This is a genomic window from Shewanella sp. MM_2022_3 (genome assembly GCF_022557375.1).
GTDB classification, from domain to species: domain Bacteria; phylum Pseudomonadota; class Gammaproteobacteria; order Enterobacterales; family Shewanellaceae; genus Shewanella; species Shewanella xiamenensis.
In genome coordinates, this window is the sequence record NZ_JAKZGV010000004.1 from 92,264 (window position 1) to 115,561 (window position 23,298).

Below are 23,298 nucleotides of genomic sequence, written 5' to 3' on the forward strand. Positions count from 1 at the left end.
AAAATGAATAAGCACTTAGTAGGTATTAGCGCATTACTATTAACCGCTTGTGGTGGCGACGGTTCATCAACGGATGTGACGCCACCTCCCGCGAATTTACCCGCTAAAGTGATGGGGACTGTGACTCAAGTGTCCGCAGACCATCAACAGATCACTGTGAATGGATACAAGATTAATATCGCCAATGCAGATATTCGTTATCAACAACAACCACTGGATGCCAAAGCTATTCAAGTGGGGATGCGCCTAGATTTGGTTAACCAAGGTCAGCAGGCTAAAACGGTTGCTGTCGATCCTGCGCTGGTTGGTGAAATCAGTGCCATCAATCAAAATAATATTACGGTCAATGGCATACAGTTAGCCGTTGCATCAGCTAGCCAATATAAAAAGGGCGATTGGGTAGCGGTAAATGGCTACCCCACCGTGGTCGGACAATGGCAGGTAGAGTCGATTAACCTTTTCCCAAATCTCGCAATTGCTGAAATTGAAGGTCGAGTAACAGAGCTTGATCCTGTTGCGCAGCAATTCCGCCTGGGCTCAGCCTTGATCGATTACGCTGGTATCACCCCAAAGGGTCAACTCACCGAAGGTGTGTGGGTTGAGGTTGAAGGTCAACAGGATGGCGCCGTATTTAAGGCCCATGAAGTCGACGTAGAAGATGCGAGTGATGTGCCGACATTCAACGAGATGGAGTTAGAGGGCACAGTGACTTGGGTTAACCAAGACAAGAGCCAGTTTGAGCTTAATAGCCGCACACGACTCTATGTGACTGAACAGACTCAATTTGAAGATGGTAATCGCACCAATTTGCTGGAAGGTAAGCGCCTAGAGGTGGATATTCAATCTACTGCGCAGGGCCTGTGGGCCAAAGAGGTCGACTTTGAAAGTTCAGATGCGGGTGGTCCATTACCCGATTTAGGCAACAAGTTTGAGCTTGAAGGGCGAGCGACGCTCGATAGCAATAACCAGCTACAAATCAATGGCTTTACCTTTATTATCGACGCGAGAACCCAGTTTGATGATGGCTTAACCCTTGCAACCCTTGATCAAAAATGGCTGCAAATTGAAGGTGTTGAATTAGCCGATGGCCAATGGCTAGTGAAGGAAATTGATCTTGAACAGCAGAGTAATGAACTGGAGTTAACCGGAAAGGTGAGCCAGAACAGTCTGTGGGGTTACCATGCTAGTGATGCCTCATTAGCAACCTTTGATGGTAAATGGGTTAATGTGGAATGTCAGTTTGATGGCATGCAAATCCACAGTTGCCGCATTGACGACTAATGCTCGTTAACGACTAACGCTCGTTAACCCCTGCAAATGGCAGCGAGATTGATCTCTTGCTGCCATTTTTTATGTGCTTAAGCTTAAGCCGCGCGCATTGGCACGACACGACTGTCGGCAATACCTAAACTGGTTTCGATATTTTCCACGCTTTGCTGCACTTCTTGGGCGATGACTTCGCTCTGCTGCGAACTGGTTTGCGCTTGGTCTTTCAGGTTATCCATGCTGCGAACAAATTCATCGAGGTAATCCACCTGTTCCTTGGCGTTGAGCGAGCCTTGTTTGGCGGTATTGGCCATTTCACTCGCTTGATTTTGTACGGTTTGTGCCATTTGCCATAGGCTCTGTGCCCGCTGTTTTTGGCTATCGGTCGCTTGGGCAATGCCATCGACACTCTCGCCGAGAGCAAGGTTAGATTGGGTGAGCTGATGCAGGATTTTCACAATTTCATTTAACGATACCTGAGTTCGTTGGCTAAGGCTGCGCACCTCATCGGCGACCACGGCAAAACCGCGACCTTGCTCGCCTGCACGGGCGGCTTCGATAGCGGCATTAAGTGCCAGTAAATTAGTTTGCTCGGCGATATTGCCAATTACATCAATGATTTTTGCCACATCTGCCACTGAGTTATTCAGGCTTTCGAGCGAGGCATGGCAAAGGCCAACCGCCGTTTGGGTTTGCTCTGTGGCACTCAGTACCGCTTCGGCCTCGGCTTGGCTCGACTGCATTTGGCGCATGGTTTCGACCGCACTCTGCTCGACTAGAGCCGAGGTATGACTGACCTCATTGGCGAGGCTACGGATATGCTCGGTTTGCGACTGCGTGTCGGCGACTATGGTCTGAGTGTGTTCGGTGTGCTGCGACAGTTGAGTAATGCGCGCGACCAACTGACTTAAGGATTGAGAAACCTTAGTCATTTGTTGGCGTTGGAGTTCATCTTCCTGTTCAAAACGATGCAGTAGCTGATTAAAATGCCCTGCAATTTGGCCGGTTTCGCAGCGGCGATTGATGTCCAAACGTTCACGGCTGTTGGACTCGCTTAATTGCATAAAGGCTTGATTGAGGCGTTTAAGGGGTTTAACCACGCGGTTCTGTTGCAGGATTAAATAGCCGATCGCAAATAGCGCCATAATCGAAACCATTGCATAAAGAATGACTTGTAACTCATATTTGAGCTGTTGGTTTTTGGCGGCCTGTGCCTCACCGAGGGCAATGAGCTGCTGTTCAACTCTGCCAATCGCTTGAATTAATTGCGCTTGCATCTCCTGATTGGCTTGCAGCAATTGGTGGGTGTTGGCGACTTCTTTATTGTATCGATTGGCAAGGCTTAACAGCTCGTTGCGATCATTTTCGCCCACTTCAATTTGCTGCGGCTCACTTGCGCCGAGGGCAAATTCATCGGCTTCCTGTTGTTCATATACACCGATTAATGGCAGGGCGTTGAGTTGATCGCGCCATTGGTTAAGCGCTTTACTGGTGCTGTCGAGAATATTCTTAAGTTGCTGGTTTTTATCAATGAGATAGCCATCGGTAAGCTGCGACAGTTGATAAACAATACTGGGAAAGTCACGGCTTAATTGCAAATATTGCTCGGCTATTGCTGCATTAACGGCTAAGCCTTTGTCGGCATAGCTACCAAGCCTACGGTTATAGTCGAGCATTTCGGATTCTGCGTGAGCCAGCAGTTGTCTTGGGTTACCTGCTAGTTTGCCCGCCGCGCGGTATTTAGTGTCTAAGTCTTGAATGAATTGATTCAGGCCGGCCTGTAATTCCTCATCGGCATTACCTGATGCGGCAAGGTTGAGTTCGCTGAGTTGGTTTTTGATTTTGCTCAGCTTGGCTTTGGCTTCTTCGAGTTGGGTCGCGTTGCCGCTGGTTAAATAGCCATCAAGATCGCGGCGAACGCCTACGAGAAAGTCCTGTTGCAGGCCTTGGAGTACTTGGGTTTGTTGCTCAATCTGCTGTCTTTGATCGCTACTCCAAAGTACTACTGCTGCTAATAATCCCGCAAGCAATAACAACAGCGCCGAAGCAGTACGTGACAAGGTCGAAATCTTCATGATGCAATCTTCATTGGAAACTTAAGGTAAGTTAACTGCCTAAAGTTTATGAATTTCGCGTGACATAAATATGACAGAACCAATCAAATGTCAGCGTTGTCATTATGATTTTGGGATTATTCTAGCGGTAGCCAAACTTGGGCTTTTAAACCGCCTGCGGCGCGATTCGAGAGGGTAATTTGGCCTTGGTGGCGGTCGATAATCCGTTTGATGATGGCGAGCCCAAGCCCTGAGCCGACACTGCCTCTGGCAATATCACCTTGGGTAAAAGGTTGAAACAGTGTAGGAATTTGTGATTCATCTATCCCTGGGCCATTATCTTCAACGCTAAAGCCTATGCGTTTGCCGTCAAATTGCGAGCTTATCCGCACCCAGCCGGAGCCATAACGAAAGGCGTTTTCAACTAAGTTGCTCAACACCCGCTTAATCGCCAGCCCTTGAAATAAGGCCTCGGGGCAATCGCTCAGCACGACTTCAATTTCACCGTCGCGGTTGGCTTCGGCCTGGGCAATATCTTGAATGAGTTTATTAATTTGCCCGAGCTCGCGGCTGGCTTCCTGATCTTGGCGAATATAGGCAATAAATTGGCTGATAATGGCATCCATATCTTCAATATCGTTGACGATACCGTCTTTAAGATATTGATCTTCTTCAACCATCATCTCAGAGGCAAGGCGGATGCGGGTCAGCGGCGTGCGCAAATCGTGGGAAATACCCGCCATCAACAGTGCACGATCTTGCTCTAGCTGCTTCATGCTATGGGCCATCTGGTTAAAGGCGTTGGTCACTTCCACCAGTTCGCTGGAGCCTTTAAGCGGCAAAGGATCGGGAAACTCGCCACGGGACACCGAGATCGCGGCTTTTTGTAAGCGCCTTAATGGTCTGTTTTGCTGGCGAGCAAACCACCATCCGCCGGCAACACTGAGTGCACCGATCACCATCAAGTACAAGGTCAGTGGCGACAAGTCGGAAACATTTTGCCCAATCAGCGGCACTTTAATCCACACAGACGGCGCCTGCGGTGGGCGGATCCAAATTTGCAAAACACTGCCGTGGGTGACACGGACTTCGGCATCGCCACCGAGATATTCTGACATCTGTGATGACCAAAAACCGTAGTAGGTGGCTTGTTCGATGCCCGCTTCACGGGCTTGCTGTTGGTTATACACCTTCATACCATCGTCGCGGACTTTGGCATTGAGCGCATCGACTATGGTTAAGTGCTCGCGGCCGATATCGACACCATCGACAAATAACAGATTGATTTGGCGGGCAATTAACTGGTTAATTTGTTGATAGCTGGGTTTTAACACATACACTGCGACAGTGACATAGGACACCAGCTGATTGATCAGCAGCAAACAACCAATCAGCAGTACCGTTTGACTAAAGGCGCTGCGCGGAAGGAGTCGCTGCCACCACTTAAGTTTCATAGTCGTGCCAAAAAAGCGTCAACAACAGGCCAAAAGCAGCTCATCGACGGGCGGCACCGTCGGGCACAAATACATAGCCTAATCCCCACACGGTTTGAATGTAGCGCGGATTAGCGGGGTCTTTTTCAATTAAGCGCCGTAGACGCGATACCTGCACGTCAATCGAGCGCTCGAGCGCCGAATAATCACGACCACGGGCGAGGTTCATCAGTTTGTCCCGCGATAACGGTTCGCGTGGATGGGTAACTAACACTTTTAATACCGCAAATTCGCCACTGGTCAGCGCGATGGCCTCATCACCGTGGTACATCTCACGGGTAGCTAGGTCGAGTGAAAACTCACCAAAGCTAATTTCGGCTTCTTGCTGCGCGGGCGCGCCGGGCACATCCTGAATTTGGCGGCGCATCACCGCTTTAATCCGCGCCAATAATTCCCGCGGGTTAAAGGGTTTTGGCAGATAATCATCGGCACCGAGTTCTAAGCCGATAATGCGGTCGACCTCATCGCCTTTGGCGGTGAGCATCACAATCGGAATGGTGCTGCCCTGTTGACGCAGACGACGGCAGATAGATAAGCCATCTTCCCCGGGCAACATCAGATCGAGCACAATCAAATGAAAGTTTTCTCGCTCCAGTAAACGGTCCATCTGCTCAGCATTGGCCGCACTGCGTACCTGATAGCCTTGCTCCATCAGGTAACGCTCGAGTAGTGCTCGTAGGCGCATATCATCATCGACAACGAGGATTTTCGAGGTTTCTTGTCCCATGGGATGTCCTTAAATTGCTCGGATTATTGCTTTTATTTTTTATGCCGTCATACAACAAAGATTAACTGGCTGAAATTGAAAACGAATCTGCCAAGAATGCGCTTAATATAGCTGGATTCAATCTGAGCGACTAGCTCATGATGCAAGCCAACGACGGTCGAATGCGACAAATTGCCAACTCATGTTAATACTAAGCAAATGAAATTGCATGGGAATCGTTGAATATATTCACTATACATATGAAATTGTAACTAAATTGGCATTTCTGGCAGCGGTGCTTTTTGCTAGTCCTTAACTTTGGCGGCGACTCTGAGTATCATCAGTGCTATGCCTGTTTAAAATTATGCTCGTTTTAGTTAACTATAGAGTCTTAACATGAAAGCGCATTTGATCACCCGCCAAGGCTGGATGACCTTAGATAAAGAATTAAAATACCTGTGGAAGGAATATCGCCCGCAGATCACCCTCAAAGTGCAAGAGGCTGCCGCGCAGGGCGATCGAAGTGAAAATGCGGATTACACTTACAACAAAAGGCTTTTGCGTCAAATAGATAGTCGTGTTCGCTATTTGGTTAAGCGCCTCGAAGAACTCAAAATTGTCGACTATTCTCCGCAGCAGGAAGGCAAAATTTACTTTGGCGCTTGGTTTGAGCTTGAAAACGACGCGGGTGAGCGCGTGCGTTATCGGATTGTCGGTAAAGATGAGCTCGATACTAAACTGGGTTATATCACTATTGATTCCCCCATGGCACGGGCGCTTATCGGCAAACAAGTTGATGATGAAGTGGTGGTGCAAACGCCCTCTGGCCCAAAGACATGGTATATCAACGAAATCCGTTATACGCCGTTCGACACCTTGCTTGACTCGGCGCTCGCGGACGAGGGGGAATAAACCTCGCGAGATCAAACTCTCGGCGATTTTCAGCGGCAAATCGCTCGCATCATATGAAACAACGACTGCGCCTGTGGTATCTTGGGCGCAATTAGGATTAATCAAACCGTTAGGCACGATACTTTATTTATGCAGACTATTGCCCAAATTATTGCTCAGGAACTCAATGTTCGTGAGCATCAAGTCACTGCCACCATAGATTTGCTCGACAATGGTGCCACTGTTCCCTTCGTCGCCCGTTATCGTAAAGAGGCGACTGGTGGTTTAGACGACACCCAGTTACGTACGCTGTACACCCGTTTAGGTTATTTGCGTGAATTGAATGACAGACGTCAGGTGATTTTATCCAGCATTCAAGCGCAGGGTAAATTAACGCCTGAGCTGCAACGGGAAATCGAAGGCGCCGATAGTAAAACGCGTCTCGAGGATCTGTATCTTCCCTTCAAACCTAAGCGTCGCACTAAGGGCCAAATTGCCATTGAAGCGGGATTAGAGCCGCTGGTCGAAACCTTGTTAGCGGATCGCAATGCCGATATTGAAGCATTGGCTGCGGGTTATCTGAATCTAGAAGCGGGTTTTGCCGACACCAAAGCGGTATTGGAAGGTGCCCGTTATATCCTGATGGAGCGCTACGCCGAAGATGCGGAATTACTGCGTAAAGTTCGCGAACATTTAAGCCAAAACAGTGTGTTAGAGAGCCGTGTTATCGCCGGCAAAGAGAAGGAAGGCGCGAAGTTTCGCGATTATTTCGAGCACAACGAACCTTTGGCCAAAGTGCCATCTCACCGCGCCTTAGCTATGCTCCGTGGCCGTAATGAAGGCTTCCTGTCATTATCGATGAATGCCGATCCCGGTGCAGAGGCGGGTCAAGGCAGTTACTGTGAAGTCATTATTAGTGAGCATTTAGGCTTAAAGCTGGGCGATAGCAGTGTGGATCAGTGGCTCAAAACGGTCGTTACTGCCACATGGCGAATTAAAATTGCCCTGCAAATGGAAACCGAGTTTATCTCGCAAATGCGTGAGCGCGCCGAAGCGGAAGCCATTAACGTATTTGCCCGTAACTTGGGTGATTTACTGATGGCCGCGCCAGCGGGCGCCAAGGCAACCATGGGCCTAGACCCAGGTCTACGTACTGGCGTTAAAGTCGCCGTGGTGGATAACACGGGTAAGTTGGTGGCACACACCACGATTTTCCCCCATGCACCACAGAATTTATGGGACAAGTCGATTCGTACCCTCGCCAACTTAGTGCAAATGCATAAGGTAGAGTTAATCGCGATTGGTAACGGCACCGCCTCCCGTGAAACCGATAAATTAGCGGCTGAGTTGATCGCCAGCCTCAAGGACAGCCAACCACAGCTGACCAAAGTGATGGTGAGCGAAGCGGGCGCCTCGGTGTATTCCGCATCAGAACTGGCGGCATTAGAATTCCCTGAGCTAGACGTTTCGATTCGCGGTGCGGTCTCAATTGCCCGTCGTTTACAGGACCCCTTAGCGGAACTGGTGAAGATTGAGCCTAAGTCTATCGGCGTTGGTCAATATCAACACGATGTGAGTCAAAGCCAGCTTTCTAGCTCGCTCGAAGCCGTGGTCGAGGATTGTGTAAACGGTGTAGGCGTGGACTTAAACATGGCGTCTGTGCCTTTGCTATCGCAAGTTGCAGGTTTAAATAAAACCTTGGCCAAAAACGTGGTGGATTACCGCGATGCCAACGGCGCCTTCAAAAATCGTAAAGAGCTGTTAAAAGTACCGCGTTTAGGCCCTAAAGCCTTTGAGCAAGCCGCAGGCTTTTTACGTATTCGTGACGGCGATAATCCATTAGATATGTCAGCGGTTCACCCGGAAGCCTATTCGCTGGTCGAAACGATTGCCAAGACCAAACAAGTCGATGTGGCGAGCCTTATTGGCAATTCAGAATTATTACGCAACATCAAACCGCAGGAGTTTACGACTCCTGAGTTTGGTCTGCCGACAGTGACCGACATCCTTAGCGAGCTGGATAAACCTGGCCGTGACCCCCGTGGCGAGTTTAAAACCGCTAAGTTTAAAGATGGGGTTGAAGAGCTTAAGGATCTCAAGCCTGAGATGATCCTCGAAGGCGTTGTCACCAACGTGACTAACTTTGGTGCCTTTGTGGATATCGGCGTGCACCAAGATGGTTTAGTGCATATCTCGTCATTAACCGACAAATTTATTACTGATCCCCATACCGTGGTCAAAGCGGGTGATGTGGTAAAAGTGAAGGTGATGGAAGTGGATGTGGAGCGCCGCCGAATTGGCCTGAGTATGCGTCTGGATGAGGCGATTGATCAGAGTAAGTCGCAAACTCGCACGCCAGTGCAGGGTAAGCATCAGGGTAACAAACCGAATCAGCACAAAGCGTCACAGCACAAATCATCACAACCTCAGTCTGGGCGGTCAGCACCCAAGCCAGCCCCTGTCAATGCGGCGATGGGCAATGCCTTTGCTGATGCTTTCGCTAAGCTGAAAAAGTAAGTCATCTCGATGTGACTCGGGCATTAGCATGTGCCCGAGTCGACATTTTTTACCCCTCAATCACAAAATTGTTGCATGTTTGCTACGACAGGTAATATAAAGGCGGCAATTTAATGCAACCTTAAGCCAGATCGGTTGTCATATAGCAACTTCTGGTAATTTTTCAAATTGACACTCCAAAGCTGAGTGTGCGTTTAATGTTTTTGGGGTAATACATGCAGTCAGGTTTATCTGCTGGTGGACGCAAGGGCGCCCACGGGCCCTTTCGCGTCATTCTTATTTTCAGTCTGTTAGTACTGGCTATTGCTACCGCTAGCCGAATCGGTTTAGGCCTGTGGCAGGGCGAACGTGTAGCCGCTGTTGACGGTTGGTCGCATTTGTTGCTGCAAGGTATTCGTGTCGATATTGCAACCCTATGTTGGTTATGGGGTGTGGCTGCTTTAGGTACGGCGATATTTTCGGGCGATCATTTGATTGGCCGAGCATGGCAATGGATTCTGCGTTTATGGCTAACCATAGGCCTCTGGACTATCTTATTCCTCGAAGTGTCGACGCCCGCCTTTATTGAGGAATATGGCATTCGCCCTAATCGTTTGTATGTGGAGTATTTGATTTATCCCAAAGAAGTGCTGTCGATGCTGTGGGCGGGACGCAAGCTTGAGCTGATTTTTTCTGTGGTGCTGAGTATCGCAACCCTATGGGGCGGCTGGGTATTGAGCGGTAAGTTGTGTAAAAACCTGCGTTTCCCCCGTTGGTATTGGCGCCCGGTGTTAGCCGTGCTGGTTATCATTTTGACCCTATTGGGTGCGCGTTCAACCTTAGGTCATAGACCGATTAACCCTGCGATGGTGGCATTTGCCGATGATCCATTAGTAAACTCCTTAGTGATTAACTCCGCTTATTCTTTAGTATTTGCGATCAAACAAATGGGCAGTGAGGAAGATGCTTCTAAGGTGTATGGCTCCTTGGACAAAGATGAGATTATCAAGGTCATTAGGCAGGAGAGCGGTCGCCCTGAGAGTGCGTTTACCTCAAATGAACTTCCCTCTCTGAGCTTTAACCAAGCCAGTTATACCGGAAAGCCTAAAAATTTAGTGATCCTGCTGCAAGAAAGTCTGGGAGCCCGTTTTGTGGGGAGTTTAGGTGGTTTGCCGTTAACGCCAAATATCGATGCCCTCTCACAGGAAGGCTGGTATTTCGATAATCTCTACGCCACTGGCACACGCTCTGTGCGCGGAATTGAAGCTGTTACGACTGGTTTTACCCCTACGCCAGCCCGTGCGGTGGTGAAATTAGGCAAGAGCCAGACGGGTTTCTTCAGTATCGCTGAATTGTTAAAAAATCACGGCTATACCACCCAATTTATCTATGGTGGTGAGAGCCATTTTGACAATATGCGTAGCTTCTTCCTCGGGAATGGTTTTAGCGACATTATCGATCAGAAGGATTATAAATCTCCTGCGTTTGTCGGCTCTTGGGGTGCTTCTGATGAAGATTTAATGCGTAAGGCAAATAGTGAGTTTGAGCGTCTGCATAGCGAAGGTAAACCGTTCTTTAGTTTAGTGTTTAGCTCGAGTAACCACGATCCATTCGAATTTCCCGATGGCCGTATTGAGCTGTATGAGCAACCAAAACAAACCCGTAATAACGCGGCAAAATATGCCGATTATGCGATTGGTGAGTTCTTTAAGCTGGCCAAAAATGCCGACTACTGGAAGGACACCGTCTTTATTGTGGTAGCTGACCATGACAGTCGAGTCGGTGGTGCGGATCTGGTGCCAGTATCGCGTTTCCGTATTCCTGGGTTAATCCTTGGGGATAATGTTGCACCAAAACGCGATCACCGTATCGTGAGTCAAATCGACTTACCGCCAACCTTGTTATCTTTGATTGGTATTTCAGACTCTTACCCTATGTTAGGGCGTGACTTAACTCAGGTCAGCGATGATTGGCCTGGACGTGCACTGATGCAATACGACAAAAATTTTGCGTTGATGGAAGGCAAGGATGTGGTGATCCTGCAGCCAGAGAAAGCGGCGCAAGGTTTCCAATATGATGAAAAAACTGAGCACTTAACGCCTTATGCGCCAGCGGCGCAGGCGCTGGAGAAAAAGGCCTTAAGTTGGGCTCTGTGGGGCAGCCTAGCCTACCAGCAAGAGCTGTATCGCTCGGGTAACTTGAGCAAATAACCGCATAAAAAATGCCGCTTAATCAGCGGCATTTTTATTTCTACACGCCATAACCCATCAAATCCATGACGACATGGCGGGCTCGGCCTCTGGTTGAGTCTGTTGCGCATAATATTGGCTAATACGTTGCCCAACTTGTTGATAAAACTGAGGTGACTCCCCTTGTATAGGTTGACGAGCGGCGCTGGTATTGGTTTTTGCATTAGTATTTGTTGGCGGAGTATTGTTTTGGCCAACCTTTAAGCGAATATCCTTGCGTTGCAAGGCCGCAGGACCTCGGACTGGCACCCTAAGCGTTTTAGGAAGTGCGCGATCAGCAGCCACAACTGGAGCTTGTTTTTCTTGCTGTTGTTGACTCTGTTGCTGCGAGGATTGCTGTTGCTGCTGCTTTTGTTGAACTTGTTGCTGATTTTGCTCAAGTAATCGAGCCTGTTGCTGAGCTTGGTCAGCAGTACGTTCATTTTGCGGGTTAAAGGCGCGTTCTTCATGGCCTTTAGTCGCAGCCTGAGGTGGGATTACCACTGGTTTTAGCTGATTGTCGACCCGAGCCGAGTCCGTCGCGACATTCGTGGTCGCTAGCGGAACTTGGGGGTAGTTACTGACAAGCAGCATGAAAAATTCCTTGTAGCCTTAATGGTTAAATACTAGCCACTAATTGCACAAAGATAAAGCATTAGTCCTTGAATTGTGCCAACCAAGGTAAGAGTGCTTGTAAGAATTCTTGCCTATGTGACACGAATGGCGCGTGGGATGCTTTGGCGAGCATCACATCGGTGATGTGGCTTGCTGTTGGCATTTTAGGTTGGACGCGTTTGGGCACGAGTCCATCAAGCCTGCCCCAAATCCGTAGCCAAGGTTGGTTGATGCTCGATAACTGCGGTCTCAGATCAACTTGATTCAGCATATCAAGGCCTTGAGTTAATGCCGCAGCATCGGGAAGTGGGCGAGCTAAGACTAAATCCCGTAGCTGTTTGATATCGTCTTTGGCAGTTTCACTGCCCATGGCCTGAATTGCTAAGAAGCGCTCAATGGTTTTTGGTAAATTTTGCCCAAGCTGTTCGCCAAACATACTGAGTACTTGTGGCGGGATACCGGGCCATGCTTCTTCCTCCCTTGCCATAAAACAGGGCGAGGACGCGATAGTTATTAATCCTCTGACATGGGAGGGATAGCTTATGGCGGCTTGAGTGGCGACTAATCCGCCTAGTGACCAGCCAGCCCAAATTGCATTGGCGGGCAAGGCATTGATCAACGCATCGACCCAAGTCGATAAATCGCCCGCTATCGGTTGGCTTAAGCCAAAACCCGGCAGATCGACATAGTGCACTCTATACTCAGACAGTTGCTCATGCAGCGGCGTAAACACGGCGCTATTAACCCCCCAACCGTGGATCATCACCAGATCTGGCCCTTGGCCAATGGTTTCGATATGGAGTGGATGATGAGTAGACGTTGTAGCGTTCACTAAAATACCTCAAATAGGATGTTGTATGTCGGGCGATAGCAAATGGATTTGGTCGCAACAGGGGGCGAAGCTATTACGCTTAGTCTCGCATTGGGTGCATCGTTGCTTGGCAGGCAGTTTACCTAACCGCTGCTTACTGTGCCACCAATCCCTAAATTCAACGGAAGCAGGATTTTGCCAGGTATGCCTGCAAACTGGCTTGTATCACAGCCCCATTTGCTTAGGTTGCGGCAAATCCATGCAACTTGAGCTGGAATATTGTGGTCAATGCCAAAAGCATCAGCCGCGAAAAGTCATCGCTCCTTGTAGTTATCATCAAGGCTTTGGCCCTTGGATAGCCGCTATCAAATATCAGGGACAACTTGCCGCCTTACCCCTATTGTGCCAAGCCTTAGTGGCGCGCGTTGGTCAGCTTGAACAGCAAGGATTAATCACTCTACCACAGGCCATAGTACCAGTACCTTTACACCCCAACCGATTAAGGCAACGCGGATTTAATCAAGCTTGGCTCATCGCACATGAATTATCGAAGCAGCTCTCGCTCCCTCTGATCAGTGACGGATTGGTTCGGTTGCAAGATACCCGCCCACAAGCTGGACTCAATGGCGCGCAGCGGCGACGAAATCTACAGGATGCCTTTGATTTAAATGCCGATTTTGCCTATCAACGGATTGCGTTAGTGGATGATGTGGTGACGACAGGCACGACGGTTGCGGAAATCGCCCGTTTATTTGAAGCGCGATACGTGCATGTTCAAATATGGTGTCTTGCACGAGCCGAAGCGCCAGGCTTGTTGGAGGCAATCGACTTATAGTTAGCAAAGATCGTTGCAGTTTAGCGTTACGAACGTCAAAACTATGTCAAAAAAACGGGATGTAAAAAATAACTTTTAGTTTTGAGATCAAATGTAAGTATATGTATCTATAAGTTTTGTTTGTTGCTTGTATTGAGATACCTTCTAATCATATTTTGTTTGGGGGTATTTATGGACGCTAAACGGGCGCTATCAAATGCCAATACGGCATCGACATTACAAGACGTTATTCAAGCGATAAGTACTGCTTTGAAACCGCACGGTTTTAGTGGATTCTGGTTTCAAGGGGTCGCACATTGTGCGTATGAAAACTATCACTTTCCAAAAGAAACCAACCTGTTCTCGCAAGCCTCGCTGCGTAAACCCACTGCCAGCGTAGCTTCATCCCCAAAAGTTGCCCAATTGCAGCGTTTTTATTTAAGTCAGATTGCCGCTAGTGACTTTAATTTTGGTTTTTCGTTAGATACATCAAAATCTTATATGTATCGCTTGTCGTGTGAGAAAAGTGACAAGGCCCGCCGACTTTTCAATAAACACCATATTCAGACCGTATTAAGTTGGCCCGTTGGATGCCATAGCAATCGACATTGGGTGGGTCGCTTTATCCTGCTGAGTCATCTGGATGATTCGGATATCCAATTAACGGATTTGAGCGCGACCTTAAAGGATGCCCAAAACAAGCTATTTGAATGTAATAAGTCATTGTTTAATCCGTTTCTTCAAAGTTCTCTACTGAAAGATAATGCGAGAGATATCTTAGTTATGGTCGCAAACGGCCTGCAGAATGATGAAATTTCAATCCAGCTCCCGATAAGTATTAGGGGAGTTGAATACCATATGGAATCAATGCGTAGGAAGTTTGGGGCGACGAATCGAGCAAACTTAATTCATCTCGCCCATCAATATGAGTTGATCTAAATATGTTGGTATTACTGGTTGAAGACAATCGGCTTCTTTCTAACAACATCATCCAATATCTTGAATTGAGTGGCATAGAGTGTGATTACGCGTTCAACCTAGCGCAAGCCGAAATATTGATCAGCCAGCAGCAGTTTGACGCCATTATTCTCGATCTTAATTTACCGGATGGTGATGGCATTGAGGCGTGTGAACGCTGGAAAGCACAGTGCATTCCCTCACCAGTAATCATGTTAACTGCACGTAGTAGTCTGAATGATCGCTTGAGTGGTTTTGCTGTTGGCGCGGACGATTATTTAGTCAAACCCTTTGCGATGGAGGAGCTGGTCGCGCGGCTAAAGGTGGTTGCCCAGCGTCGTCCCGCGCCCCAAAGGTTGGCTATTGGTGACCTAGAAATCGATTTTGCAAACCACATGGTGTATCGGCAAGGGCAACTGCTGGTTTTGTCTAAAACCGGATGGCAGATCCTGGCTTTATTAGCGCGTCGTAGTCCAGAAACCGTGAGTAGAGAAGAGATTGAGCGAATGCTTTGGCCCGACTGTGCACCAGATAGTGACAGCTTGCGCAGCCATATTCATCTTTTGCGCCGAGTGATCGATCGCCCCTTTGAGCGGCAAATATTACATACAATTCGTGGCGTTGGCTTAAGCCTTAGGGATGACATCAATGCAAGCGCCTAAATTTAGCCTTAAGCGTAGCTATCAAGTGTGGGGAGTGATTTTTCTATTAATAACCTTAGGCGTGAATAGTTTTATCCCGCTTTGCATGATGTGTGCAGGTATGATTTCTATGCATGAAGTCACAATGCATAATGCAGGGCAAGCAGCCGAAGCATTACTGAAGGTGGCGCAGCCAACTCAGCAACCATTACAGCATCAGCCGATTCTAAAAACCGATAACTTAACCGTCTATTCTCATTGGCTAGATATTCCGCCACACATTCGTGAGTTAAGTCACAATGAAGTCTTAACAGATGCGAGCAAAATTCGCTATGAGCATGCAGAAGGCCCCATTGTTAACGCGCTGAGTGTGTACTACCCCCAAGCTGGCCAGCCGCTCTACGTTTGGCTGCAGTTTAGTGTTACCCATGACTTGCAATTTGCCCCTAAAAACATGACGGCCATTTTGCTGCTAGTGCTGATAACCTTCTGTGCCAGTGCAAGCTTAGCGTTTTATATGCAAAGCAAAGTGATTACGCCTGTGCATCAAATTAGCCATGCGATTAAGCAGCATGACTGGGAAGCCGGAGGCAAACTGAGTTTGCCGCAACAAGAATATGCTGAATTAAAAGCTATTGTTGATGCTTTAGATAACTCGATTTTACAGCTTCAAGAGGCTCAGCAACGCGAACTTAATTTTTTACGCTTTGCTAGCCATGAGTTAAGAACGCCAGTTGCCATATGCCAATCTTCATTCGAAATCCTCGCATTACAACAAGGTGAGCTTACAGGGCCAACGCTGTATGCTTCCCAAGCGACCAATCAAATGAAGTCACTTATTGAAACCTTACTGTGGTTGACTAATAAAGAGTGTTCCAGCTTAGAAAAGGAAAACGTCGCGTTATCGCCTTTACTTGCCAGTATTATCGATGAGCAGCAACGGGTTCATGGTCATGAGCAAAAAATTCAATTATTTTCTGACGATACTTGTTTGCCCGTTCAACTTCATCCGCTAAAAATAATATTAAGCAATTTATTAAGGAATAGTATTGAGCATGGTGGGATGGATATTAGCATTACTCAAGATGGTTATTATGTAGAAATAACTAATTCCTATAATAGTAATGGTCACCATGGATTTGGTTTAGGACTTTTACTGGTGAAGCGCCTCGCAAATCAACTGGGTTGGATTTTTACTAGCTCATCTAAAAATAATTTATTTGTCGCTAGATTGGAAATATCTAACAGTTAAATAATAGGAGCTGTAAATTTACTGCATTAAACCACACACTTTTAAAAGTCAAAAGCACCGTCGTGCTTAGATCACATAGTCATCATATTATTCGTAGTAACGTTATTATATAAAGTTTACTGGTTGGCAGGTATTTAAAAATACTTCCTAGAATACATGGTTGAGAGGGTTCTATGTGTACAAAAAGTGTGGCATCTATTTTAGTTAGTACAATAGTATTTAGTGGTTCAGTATGTGCTGATGTGAATAAAACTAGCGTGGATTTAGGTTATAAGTTTTATACCAGTGACGCCAAACATGATAACCCAGGTGTTTTTAATCAGCCTTTTGTAAAATTGAATCATTTGGGAATTGCTGATTGGGGGACTTACTTTGCTAATCTTAAGCTCGAAAATCCTGCTGAAATCGCGGAAAATCAGAAGCACCTTGATGGCAAAACTACCATTAAGTCATTATTGATACTTGAAAATAAGCTCGGAGAATCGCAGTTCAACTTTTGGACTCAGAACTTTATCTCTGCGAGTGAAACGCTAGTTGAAGATAATCTTTATTTAGGTGTTACCCATAATGCGAAAATTCAAAATCTATCACTCAACTATGGGGTCGGTTTAAATTATACCATAGGTAGCTTTTCCCCTACCTCTGAGAAGTTTAACGACCTGTCAGGTTATGCAGTAGTTTTAAATGCAAAGTATCCGTTTGAATTACTAGGGTTTAAACATAGCTTAAGTTTGAATTATGAGGCGCAAATTGATAGAGATAAAGCGCATCAAGCATTATTTTCATATGACAGCTATGGCCATCAGATAATCACAACATTACAAACAAGCCTCACTGATTCAATTTTTTCAAAAATATATGTCACTCATTATGATAGCTGGGGTTCACAATATAATGATGGGATTGAATACGGTGTATCTGTTGGTTATCAGTTTTAACGGTTTGTCAAATAGATTGAATTTTTAATAAGTAGAATATCATTTAATTTGGTGTTGTTCTATTTTTCATCAAAAATAATAAGGGAATTGTAATGCAATATAAAAAATCCATCATTGGTATTGCTGTCACTGCAACAGTAATTATTGCTGGCTGTCAAGTGACCCATAAAATAGTAAAAAGCCAGGGAACTGCTCAAGGTAAGCATGGCGAAGTGCAGGTCGAAACCACATTTAAAGACGGACATATTGTTGCGATTGATGTACTCAAGCAAAAGGAAAATAAAGTCCTTGCTGGCGCCGTATTTAAAGATGTTAAACAGGCAATTATTGATAATAACTCTATCGAGGTTGACGGTATTGCTGGCGCCACCGTAACGTCTAAAGCGCTTAAAGAAGCCGTGGGGAAAAGTATTGAAGCCGCGGGAGTTACTCTTGTTGCAACGGCTTCTGCTAAGAAAAGTGAGGCGTTAACCCCTGCAGAATATACCTATGATGTGGTGATTATTGGCTCGGGTGGAGCAGGTTTTAGCGCGGGTTTAGAGGCGAAAGCTGCGGGTCGCTCCGCTGTTATTATTGAAAAAATGCCAATTATTGGCGGTAACTCATTGATCTCTGGTGCTGAGATGAATGTGGCCGGTAGTTGGGTGCAAAAAAATATGGGGATTACCGATAGCAAAGAGCTGTTTATCAGCGACACGCTAAAAGGTGGCGATTTCAAAGGTGATCCAGAAATGGTTAAAACCATGGTCGATAATGCCGTCGGTGCAGCAGAATGGCTAAGGGACTACGTCAAAGTAGAATTCTACCCAGATCAATTATTTCAGTTTGGTGGACACAGCGTTAAACGGGCATTAATCCCTAAAGGTCACACTGGGGCTGAGGTCATTAGTAAGTTTTCGATTAAAGCTGATGAAGTCAGTTTACCGATCCATACCAATACTAAGGCTGAAAAGTTAATCCAAGATCAAACGGGTCGCATTGTGGGTGTAGAAGCGACACATAATGGCAAAACCATCACTTACCATGCTAAACGCGGTGTTGTGATTGCGACGGGTGGCTTCTCCTCTAATATGGAGATGCGTAAGAAATACAATCCAGAACTCGACGAGCGCTATGGTAGTACAGGCCATGCGGGCGGCACTGGTGATGGCATTGTAATGGCAGAGAAAATTCACGCAGCGGCTAAAAACATGGGATATATCCAGTCATATCCTATTTGTAGCCCAACCTCGGGCGCGATTGCCTTGATTGCAGACTCTCGTTTTTTTGGTGCGGTGCTAATCAACCAGAAGGGTGAGCGTTTTGTTGAGGAATTGGAGCGCCGAGATGTGATTTCACAGGCCATTCTAGCCCAGCCTGGCCGCTATACTTATGTGCTTTGGAATCAAGATATTGAAAACGTTGCCCATACAGTTGAAATGCATCAAGGTGAACTGAAGGAATTCACCAAAGACGGGCTAATGTACAAGGTCGATACCCTAGAAGAAGCCGCTAAAGTCTTTAATATTCCTGAAGATAAGCTGTTATCAACGATTAAAGACGTTAATCACTATGCCGCAACAGGAAAGGATGAGGCCTTTAATCATCGCTCAGGATTAGTCGATTTAAGTAAAGGACCTTATTGGATTTTAAAAGCGACACCTTCTGTGCACCATACGATGGGCGGCCTTGTGGTTGATACACGTACTCGTGTACTGGATGAACAAGGAAAGGTGATCCCGGGCTTGTTTGCTGCGGGTGAAGTGACGGGTTTAACCCACGGAACCAATCGTCTCGGTGGTAATGCTTATACAGATATCATTGTTTTTGGCCGTATCGCGGGACAAGAAGCTGCAAAATAATTTGTCTTTTATAGGATCTTTTTAGCGACTCAATTGAGTCGCTTTTCTTTTTATTAATGCTTGTTTACTCATGCATAATGCTGATGTTTAAGTGTTATTTATAAATTGCTAAATAAGGCTTGAATCGTGATCACTATGGCAAAAATCCATAAACTTGCGCCCAAGGGGACTACAAAGCGCGAGTGACTAGGAGTATCATACGGCTAATTCTTACTAAAACACTCAGGTATCCCCTGACGGAGCTGGTTTCCATGATTACGATTTCCGATGCGGCTCAAGCCCATTTTGTAAAGTTGTTAGCAGATCAACCTGAAGGCACTCATATTCGTGTATTTGTGATAAGCCCAGGTACCGCACAAGCTGAGTGTGGCGTGTCTTACTGTCCACCTGATGCCGTTGAGAGCGATGATATTGAATTAGCATTCAATGGCTTTAGCGCTATGGTAGACGAAAAGAGTGCACCTTTCTTAGAAGAAGCCTCAATTGACTTTGTGACCGATCAATTAGGTTCGCAATTAACCCTTAAAGCGCCAAACGCGAAAATGCGTAAAGTTGCGGGTGATGCGCCTTTAGTGGAGCGTATCGAATACGTGATCCAATCAGAAATCAACCCACAATTAGCAAGCCATGGCGGCAACATTATGTTGGTGGAGATCACCAAAGAAGGCGTTGCAGTATTGCAGTTCGGCGGCGGTTGTAATGGTTGTTCGCAAGTGGATATCACCTTAAAGGATGGTATCGAAAAACAACTGTTAGATATGTTCCCAGGTGAATTAACGGGTGTGCGTGACGTAACCGATCACCAACACGGTGAGCATTCTTACGCTTAAGATTTTGAGTTGAGCTAAATATAAAAAACGCGACCTTGAGTCGCGTTTTTTATATTTGGCTTTGATGCTACAACTGAGTTTTTAGGTTATCTGCTAAAAACTTATCCAGCGCCTTAAAGGTGGTTAATCTGTGGTCATTGTTACTCAAATAATGGTCACCATTTTCAAGCTCAATATATTCGACGTTTTTCTTACGAGATTTTAGCTCGTCAAACATTTCGCGGCTGTGTTGTACCTTGACCACTCGGTCCTTATCGCCATGCAGTAGTAATACTGGGATGGTGATCTTATCGGCTTTGCTGATGGGCGAGCGTTCATAGAGGACGTTAAAGTCATCGCCAATTTGTTCTTTGACGACTTCATAATTGGTAAAACGGCGACTGGATTTTACTAGGTAAGCTACGTCTGTCACCCCAGCAACACTGACTGCGCAGCGATACAGTTCGGGTGTCATTGCGGCGCCCATGAGTGCTGCATAACCACCATAACTCGCGCCGACAATACAGATACGTTGCGGATCGCTAATCCCTTGATTGATTAGGTAACGCGTGCCATCTTCCACATCGTTTTGCATTTCGAGCCCCCAGCTTTTTAGGCCGGCTTTCATAAACTCATAGCCATAGCCTGCTGAACCCCGAAAGTTCATTCTGAATACTGCGTAGCCACGGTTGGCAAAAAACTGTGCCCAATAATCGAAGTCATTACTGTCGTAACTAATGGGGCCGCCGTGGGGGAAGATAATGGTTGGCAGTTGCTTGGCTTCGAGGCCCTTTGGCACTGTCAGGTAAGCATCGATTTTGAGTTTATCCCGCGCTTCGTAGCTTAAGTATTGCGTGTCGGCGAGTTGCTCGCTGCTGAGCTTGCTATATCTCTCAGCAATCGGAAACAGCGCCTTCTCATCCCTATCGCCAAAGTAATAAGTGCCGGGCTGAGTCGAGCTGGTGGAGTAGACGATATAGCGGCGTTCATTGGCGCTAAATTGGGTGATGTAGTTGTGAGCATTGGGTAATACCGCTTTCAGCCCATTTTGTAGGCCCGCATATTCAGGATCCCAAAAAGTATACTCTTCGCCATCACCCTCACTGATCCCAATAACTTTTTTCTTTAATTCTGAATAGATGAGATCGCCTTCGACATCGGTATTTTCGTTGGCGTACACCAGCTCCTTGGTGAGCTTAGGATCGGTTAAATTCACCTTAAAGATAGCTTCAAATCCTTGGTGATAGGCGCGTACGTACAGAATATTCGGGTCGGCATCAAACCCCAGTGGCCAGACACTCTCTTCAGAGAAAGCTTTAAAGCTCCAAAGCAAGCGAGACTCTGCTTTTTGTTCGGGCTGTTCGTAGATTCGGTACTCAGTATCATCGTTATAGATGGAAATTCGGACCTTGTGCTGCCTGTCGGTAACCCAGCCGATGATATTACGCTTAGCATTTTGAATGTAGGAGGACTTTCCCTGTGACAGATTGACTTTGAGTACGCTGTCTTCCCCTACATTTTGGCCCATGCCATCAAGGGATAGCAGAATATGTTCCGAGTCATCTGGCATCAGATCGATAATTTGCCCTTGATGTTGGGGGATCCAACTGAGTCGATCGATAACACTAGGAGCAAGTACACTCGAAGTCTTTCGAGTGGTTAAATCGTACTTAACTAGGCGGGTTTCGGTTGTTGGTGTTCCATAACGATTTGCTGGAAACTGAGCTTTTATTAACAATGTAGTATTGTTTGCCCACCTTAACGACAGCATTACAAATTTTTGGTTATCAGTATGAACTGCAACGCCTTTTTCACCCGTTTCTAAATCGAGAATGCTGACAACGGTTCCCTTGAGTTTAGGTTGTTCGACACGAACAATGGAGGCAATTTTTTTACCATCGGGTGACAATTGCACAGAGCTGACATCGGGAATACTAGCAAAAGCCTCGACGGGAAGTTGTGGTACCGTTTGGGCAAGCAGTGGCAGGCTTAGCCACAGGAGCAGTAGAGGTAAAATCCTTTTCATTTTATATCACATTTATATTACAAAAGTTGTGCGTATATTAATCGGTCAAACCTAAGTAAGCTACTGTCTTTACTGAGTTAACTAACAATAAATGTCTTACTAAAGCGATAATGTGCAGCAAGGGTCAGGCTACGCGTTAACATAAAGGCTGTCATGGCCGCCCACAGAGCATGGTTAGCCTGCTCAGAAGGCAATAGCGATTGTAGTAAATACCATGTCGGAAAGAAGGCGCCAAATGTCGCGATAATCATGCTATTACGCATCACTTTACCCTGCGCCGCACCGATATAAACACCATCGAATAGGTAAGAGCTAAAAGACCAAAGCGGTAGCAATACCAACCAAATCAGATAAGTCTGTGCTGTGGTTCTGACCTTATCAATACTAGTCAACAGTTCGATAATATGGCTTCCCCAAAGGCTGAAGATCAGTGTAAACCCAACTGCTGTGATGGCAGACCAACACCAAGCCAGCACCACGGCTTCATGCAATTGCTGCGCACGCTTTTGACCATAGGCTTTGCCCACTTCCGCCTCGGCATAATAGGCGATGCCATCGAGGGCGTAGGAGATTAATAGCAGTAAATTTAATAACACTGCATTGGCTGCGACGGTATTGTCCCCAAGGCCTGCACCGTGAAAGGTCATAAAGGCGAAGGCAGCTTGCAGGCATAGACTGCGGATAAAAATATCGCTATTGAGTTTGAGCAGTTTGCCGTAACCGGCAAACGTCAGATGGACACGCAATTGGTCAAATTTAAATTGAGACGACAGCTTAAGCTGTTGTAATACCATGTAGAGCGCAACGCTAAAGGCGGTGATATCGGCACATACTGAAGCGAGTGCTGCGCCTTTTACGCCCCAGCCGAATCCCATTACAAACAGTACATCGAGGATAATATTGGCTAAATTGGCGAGGATAAGCTGCCACATCGCCGCCTTGGGTTGTTGCCGGCCAAGGAGCCAGCCGAGCATAACTAAATTGAGTAGGGCGAATGGCGTCGACCAAACGCGGACTTGAAAATATTCTCGGCAATAACGCTCCACTTCCATACTCGCCTCGGAGAGGCCGAGCGCTAAATTCAATATCGGGAGCTGCAATAGGATCACCGCGATACCCAGTCCAGTCGCCAGCATCGCGCCTTGAACCAGCAATTTTAATTGGCTCGCGGTATCGTTTGCGCCATAGGCCTGTGCGACTAAGCCTGTGGTAGCCATTCGTAAAAAGCCTAATAACCAAATGATTAATGTGATAATCGTTGACCCGAGTGCGACGCCCCCTAAATAATAGGCGTCACTCAAATGCCCTATCACAGCGGTATCCACTAATCCCAATAACGGAACCGTGATATTGGAGAGGATCATCGGCAGTGCAAGCGCGAACAGTTGGCGATTTTTGGTGCCATTAAACAGCAGCGCGAGTGCGGTAGATTTTGCAGTAGTCATTGATATTGGAGGTAT

At 46.7% G+C, this 23,298-nt stretch carries 18 protein-coding genes; 11 read left to right on the plus strand and 7 right to left on the minus strand.

What is annotated here, in order from left to right; genetic code table 11:
* Window positions 1-3 precede the first annotated feature (3 nt).
* A complete protein-coding gene (locus MMG82_RS04010) occupies window positions 4-1,281 on the plus strand; it encodes a DUF5666 domain-containing protein (protein ID WP_241406501.1) in 1,278 nt (425 codons plus the stop codon).
* Between the two features lie 83 nt (window positions 1,282-1,364).
* On the opposite strand, the gene MMG82_RS04015 is transcribed toward MMG82_RS04010, so the two are convergent.
* The 3 genes from MMG82_RS04015 to ompR form a co-directional block, all read right to left on the minus strand.
* Complete coding sequence (locus MMG82_RS04015; RefSeq protein WP_047535604.1) at window positions 1,365-3,341, minus strand: methyl-accepting chemotaxis protein; 1,977 nt, start codon at window positions 3,339-3,341, stop codon at window positions 1,365-1,367.
* A 116-nt stretch (window positions 3,342-3,457) separates the two neighbouring features.
* Window positions 3,458-4,774: a two-component system sensor histidine kinase EnvZ gene (envZ, locus tag MMG82_RS04020; protein WP_037423745.1), complete on the minus strand. Its 1,317-nt coding sequence runs from the start codon at window positions 4,772-4,774 to the stop codon at window positions 3,458-3,460.
* 40 nt (window positions 4,775-4,814) lie between these two features.
* Window positions 4,815-5,540, minus strand: a complete 726-nt coding sequence (ompR, locus tag MMG82_RS04025) for a two-component system response regulator OmpR (RefSeq protein ID WP_037423742.1) — start codon at window positions 5,538-5,540, stop codon at window positions 4,815-4,817.
* Between the two features lie 375 nt (window positions 5,541-5,915).
* On the opposite strand from ompR, the gene greB reads away from it, so the two are divergent.
* The 3 genes from greB to MMG82_RS04040 all read left to right on the plus strand — a co-directional run bounded on the left by greB (window position 5,916) and on the right by MMG82_RS04040 (window position 11,116).
* On the plus strand, window positions 5,916-6,431 hold the full coding sequence (greB, locus tag MMG82_RS04030) for a transcription elongation factor GreB (RefSeq protein ID WP_037427391.1): 516 nt from the start codon (window positions 5,916-5,918) through the stop codon (window positions 6,429-6,431).
* A gap of 129 nt (window positions 6,432-6,560) precedes the next feature.
* Complete coding sequence (locus tag MMG82_RS04035; protein WP_055646993.1) at window positions 6,561-8,927, plus strand: Tex family protein; 2,367 nt, start codon at window positions 6,561-6,563, stop codon at window positions 8,925-8,927.
* 215 nt (window positions 8,928-9,142) lie between these two features.
* Entirely contained in the window at window positions 9,143-11,116 is a 1,974-nt protein-coding gene (locus MMG82_RS04040) for an LTA synthase family protein (RefSeq protein ID WP_047537842.1), read from the plus strand.
* Window positions 11,117-11,173: 57 nt separating this feature from the next.
* Here MMG82_RS04040 and MMG82_RS04045 read toward each other — a convergent pair whose 3' ends face one another.
* Both MMG82_RS04045 and bioH read right to left on the minus strand, forming a co-directional pair.
* Complete coding sequence (locus MMG82_RS04045) at window positions 11,174-11,728, minus strand: hypothetical protein (protein ID WP_047537845.1); 555 nt, start codon at window positions 11,726-11,728, stop codon at window positions 11,174-11,176.
* Window positions 11,729-11,789: 61 nt separating this feature from the next.
* Window positions 11,790-12,581, minus strand: coding sequence for a pimeloyl-ACP methyl ester esterase BioH (gene bioH / locus MMG82_RS04050; RefSeq protein WP_241406502.1), 792 nt, complete (start codon window positions 12,579-12,581; stop codon window positions 11,790-11,792).
* A 25-nt stretch (window positions 12,582-12,606) separates the two neighbouring features.
* Here bioH and MMG82_RS04055 point away from each other — a divergent pair, with 25 nt between their 5' ends.
* The 7 genes from MMG82_RS04055 (at window position 12,607) to nfuA (ending at window position 19,833) form a co-directional block, all read left to right on the plus strand.
* On the plus strand, window positions 12,607-13,395 hold the full coding sequence (locus MMG82_RS04055; protein ID WP_241406503.1) for a ComF family protein: 789 nt from the start codon (window positions 12,607-12,609) through the stop codon (window positions 13,393-13,395).
* Between the two features lie 171 nt (window positions 13,396-13,566).
* On the plus strand, window positions 13,567-14,313 hold the full coding sequence (locus MMG82_RS04060) for a helix-turn-helix transcriptional regulator (protein ID WP_241406504.1): 747 nt from the start codon (window positions 13,567-13,569) through the stop codon (window positions 14,311-14,313).
* A gap of 2 nt (window positions 14,314-14,315) precedes the next feature.
* Window positions 14,316-14,993 (plus strand): response regulator transcription factor, encoded by a 678-nt coding sequence (locus MMG82_RS04065; protein WP_088586358.1) that lies wholly within the window; start codon window positions 14,316-14,318, stop codon window positions 14,991-14,993.
* The gene (locus tag MMG82_RS04070; protein WP_241406505.1) at window positions 14,980-16,224 is read left to right on the plus strand and encodes a HAMP domain-containing histidine kinase; all 1,245 of its coding nucleotides are present in this window, start codon (window positions 14,980-14,982) and stop codon (window positions 16,222-16,224) included. Before MMG82_RS04065 ends, MMG82_RS04070 begins: the two co-directional genes overlap by 14 nt.
* A gap of 173 nt (window positions 16,225-16,397) precedes the next feature.
* Entirely contained in the window at window positions 16,398-17,162 is a 765-nt protein-coding gene (locus tag MMG82_RS04075) for an outer membrane protein OmpK (protein ID WP_241406506.1), read from the plus strand.
* Between the two features lie 92 nt (window positions 17,163-17,254).
* Window positions 17,255-19,003, plus strand: a complete 1,749-nt coding sequence (gene urdA / locus MMG82_RS04080) for a urocanate reductase (RefSeq protein ID WP_241406507.1) — start codon at window positions 17,255-17,257, stop codon at window positions 19,001-19,003.
* Between the two features lie 251 nt (window positions 19,004-19,254).
* Window positions 19,255-19,833 (plus strand): Fe-S biogenesis protein NfuA, encoded by a 579-nt coding sequence (gene nfuA / locus MMG82_RS04085; RefSeq protein WP_037423725.1) that lies wholly within the window; start codon window positions 19,255-19,257, stop codon window positions 19,831-19,833.
* A 67-nt stretch (window positions 19,834-19,900) separates the two neighbouring features.
* Here the strand turns inward: nfuA and MMG82_RS04090 are convergent, their stop codons facing one another.
* Together MMG82_RS04090 and MMG82_RS04095 are read right to left on the minus strand one after the other, a co-directional pair.
* A complete protein-coding gene (locus tag MMG82_RS04090) occupies window positions 19,901-21,838 on the minus strand; it encodes a S9 family peptidase (RefSeq protein ID WP_144345314.1) in 1,938 nt (645 codons plus the stop codon).
* Window positions 21,839-21,915: 77 nt separating this feature from the next.
* Window positions 21,916-23,283 (minus strand): MATE family efflux transporter, encoded by a 1,368-nt coding sequence (locus MMG82_RS04095; RefSeq protein ID WP_241406508.1) that lies wholly within the window; start codon window positions 23,281-23,283, stop codon window positions 21,916-21,918.
* Window positions 23,284-23,298: the final 15 nt, after the last annotated feature.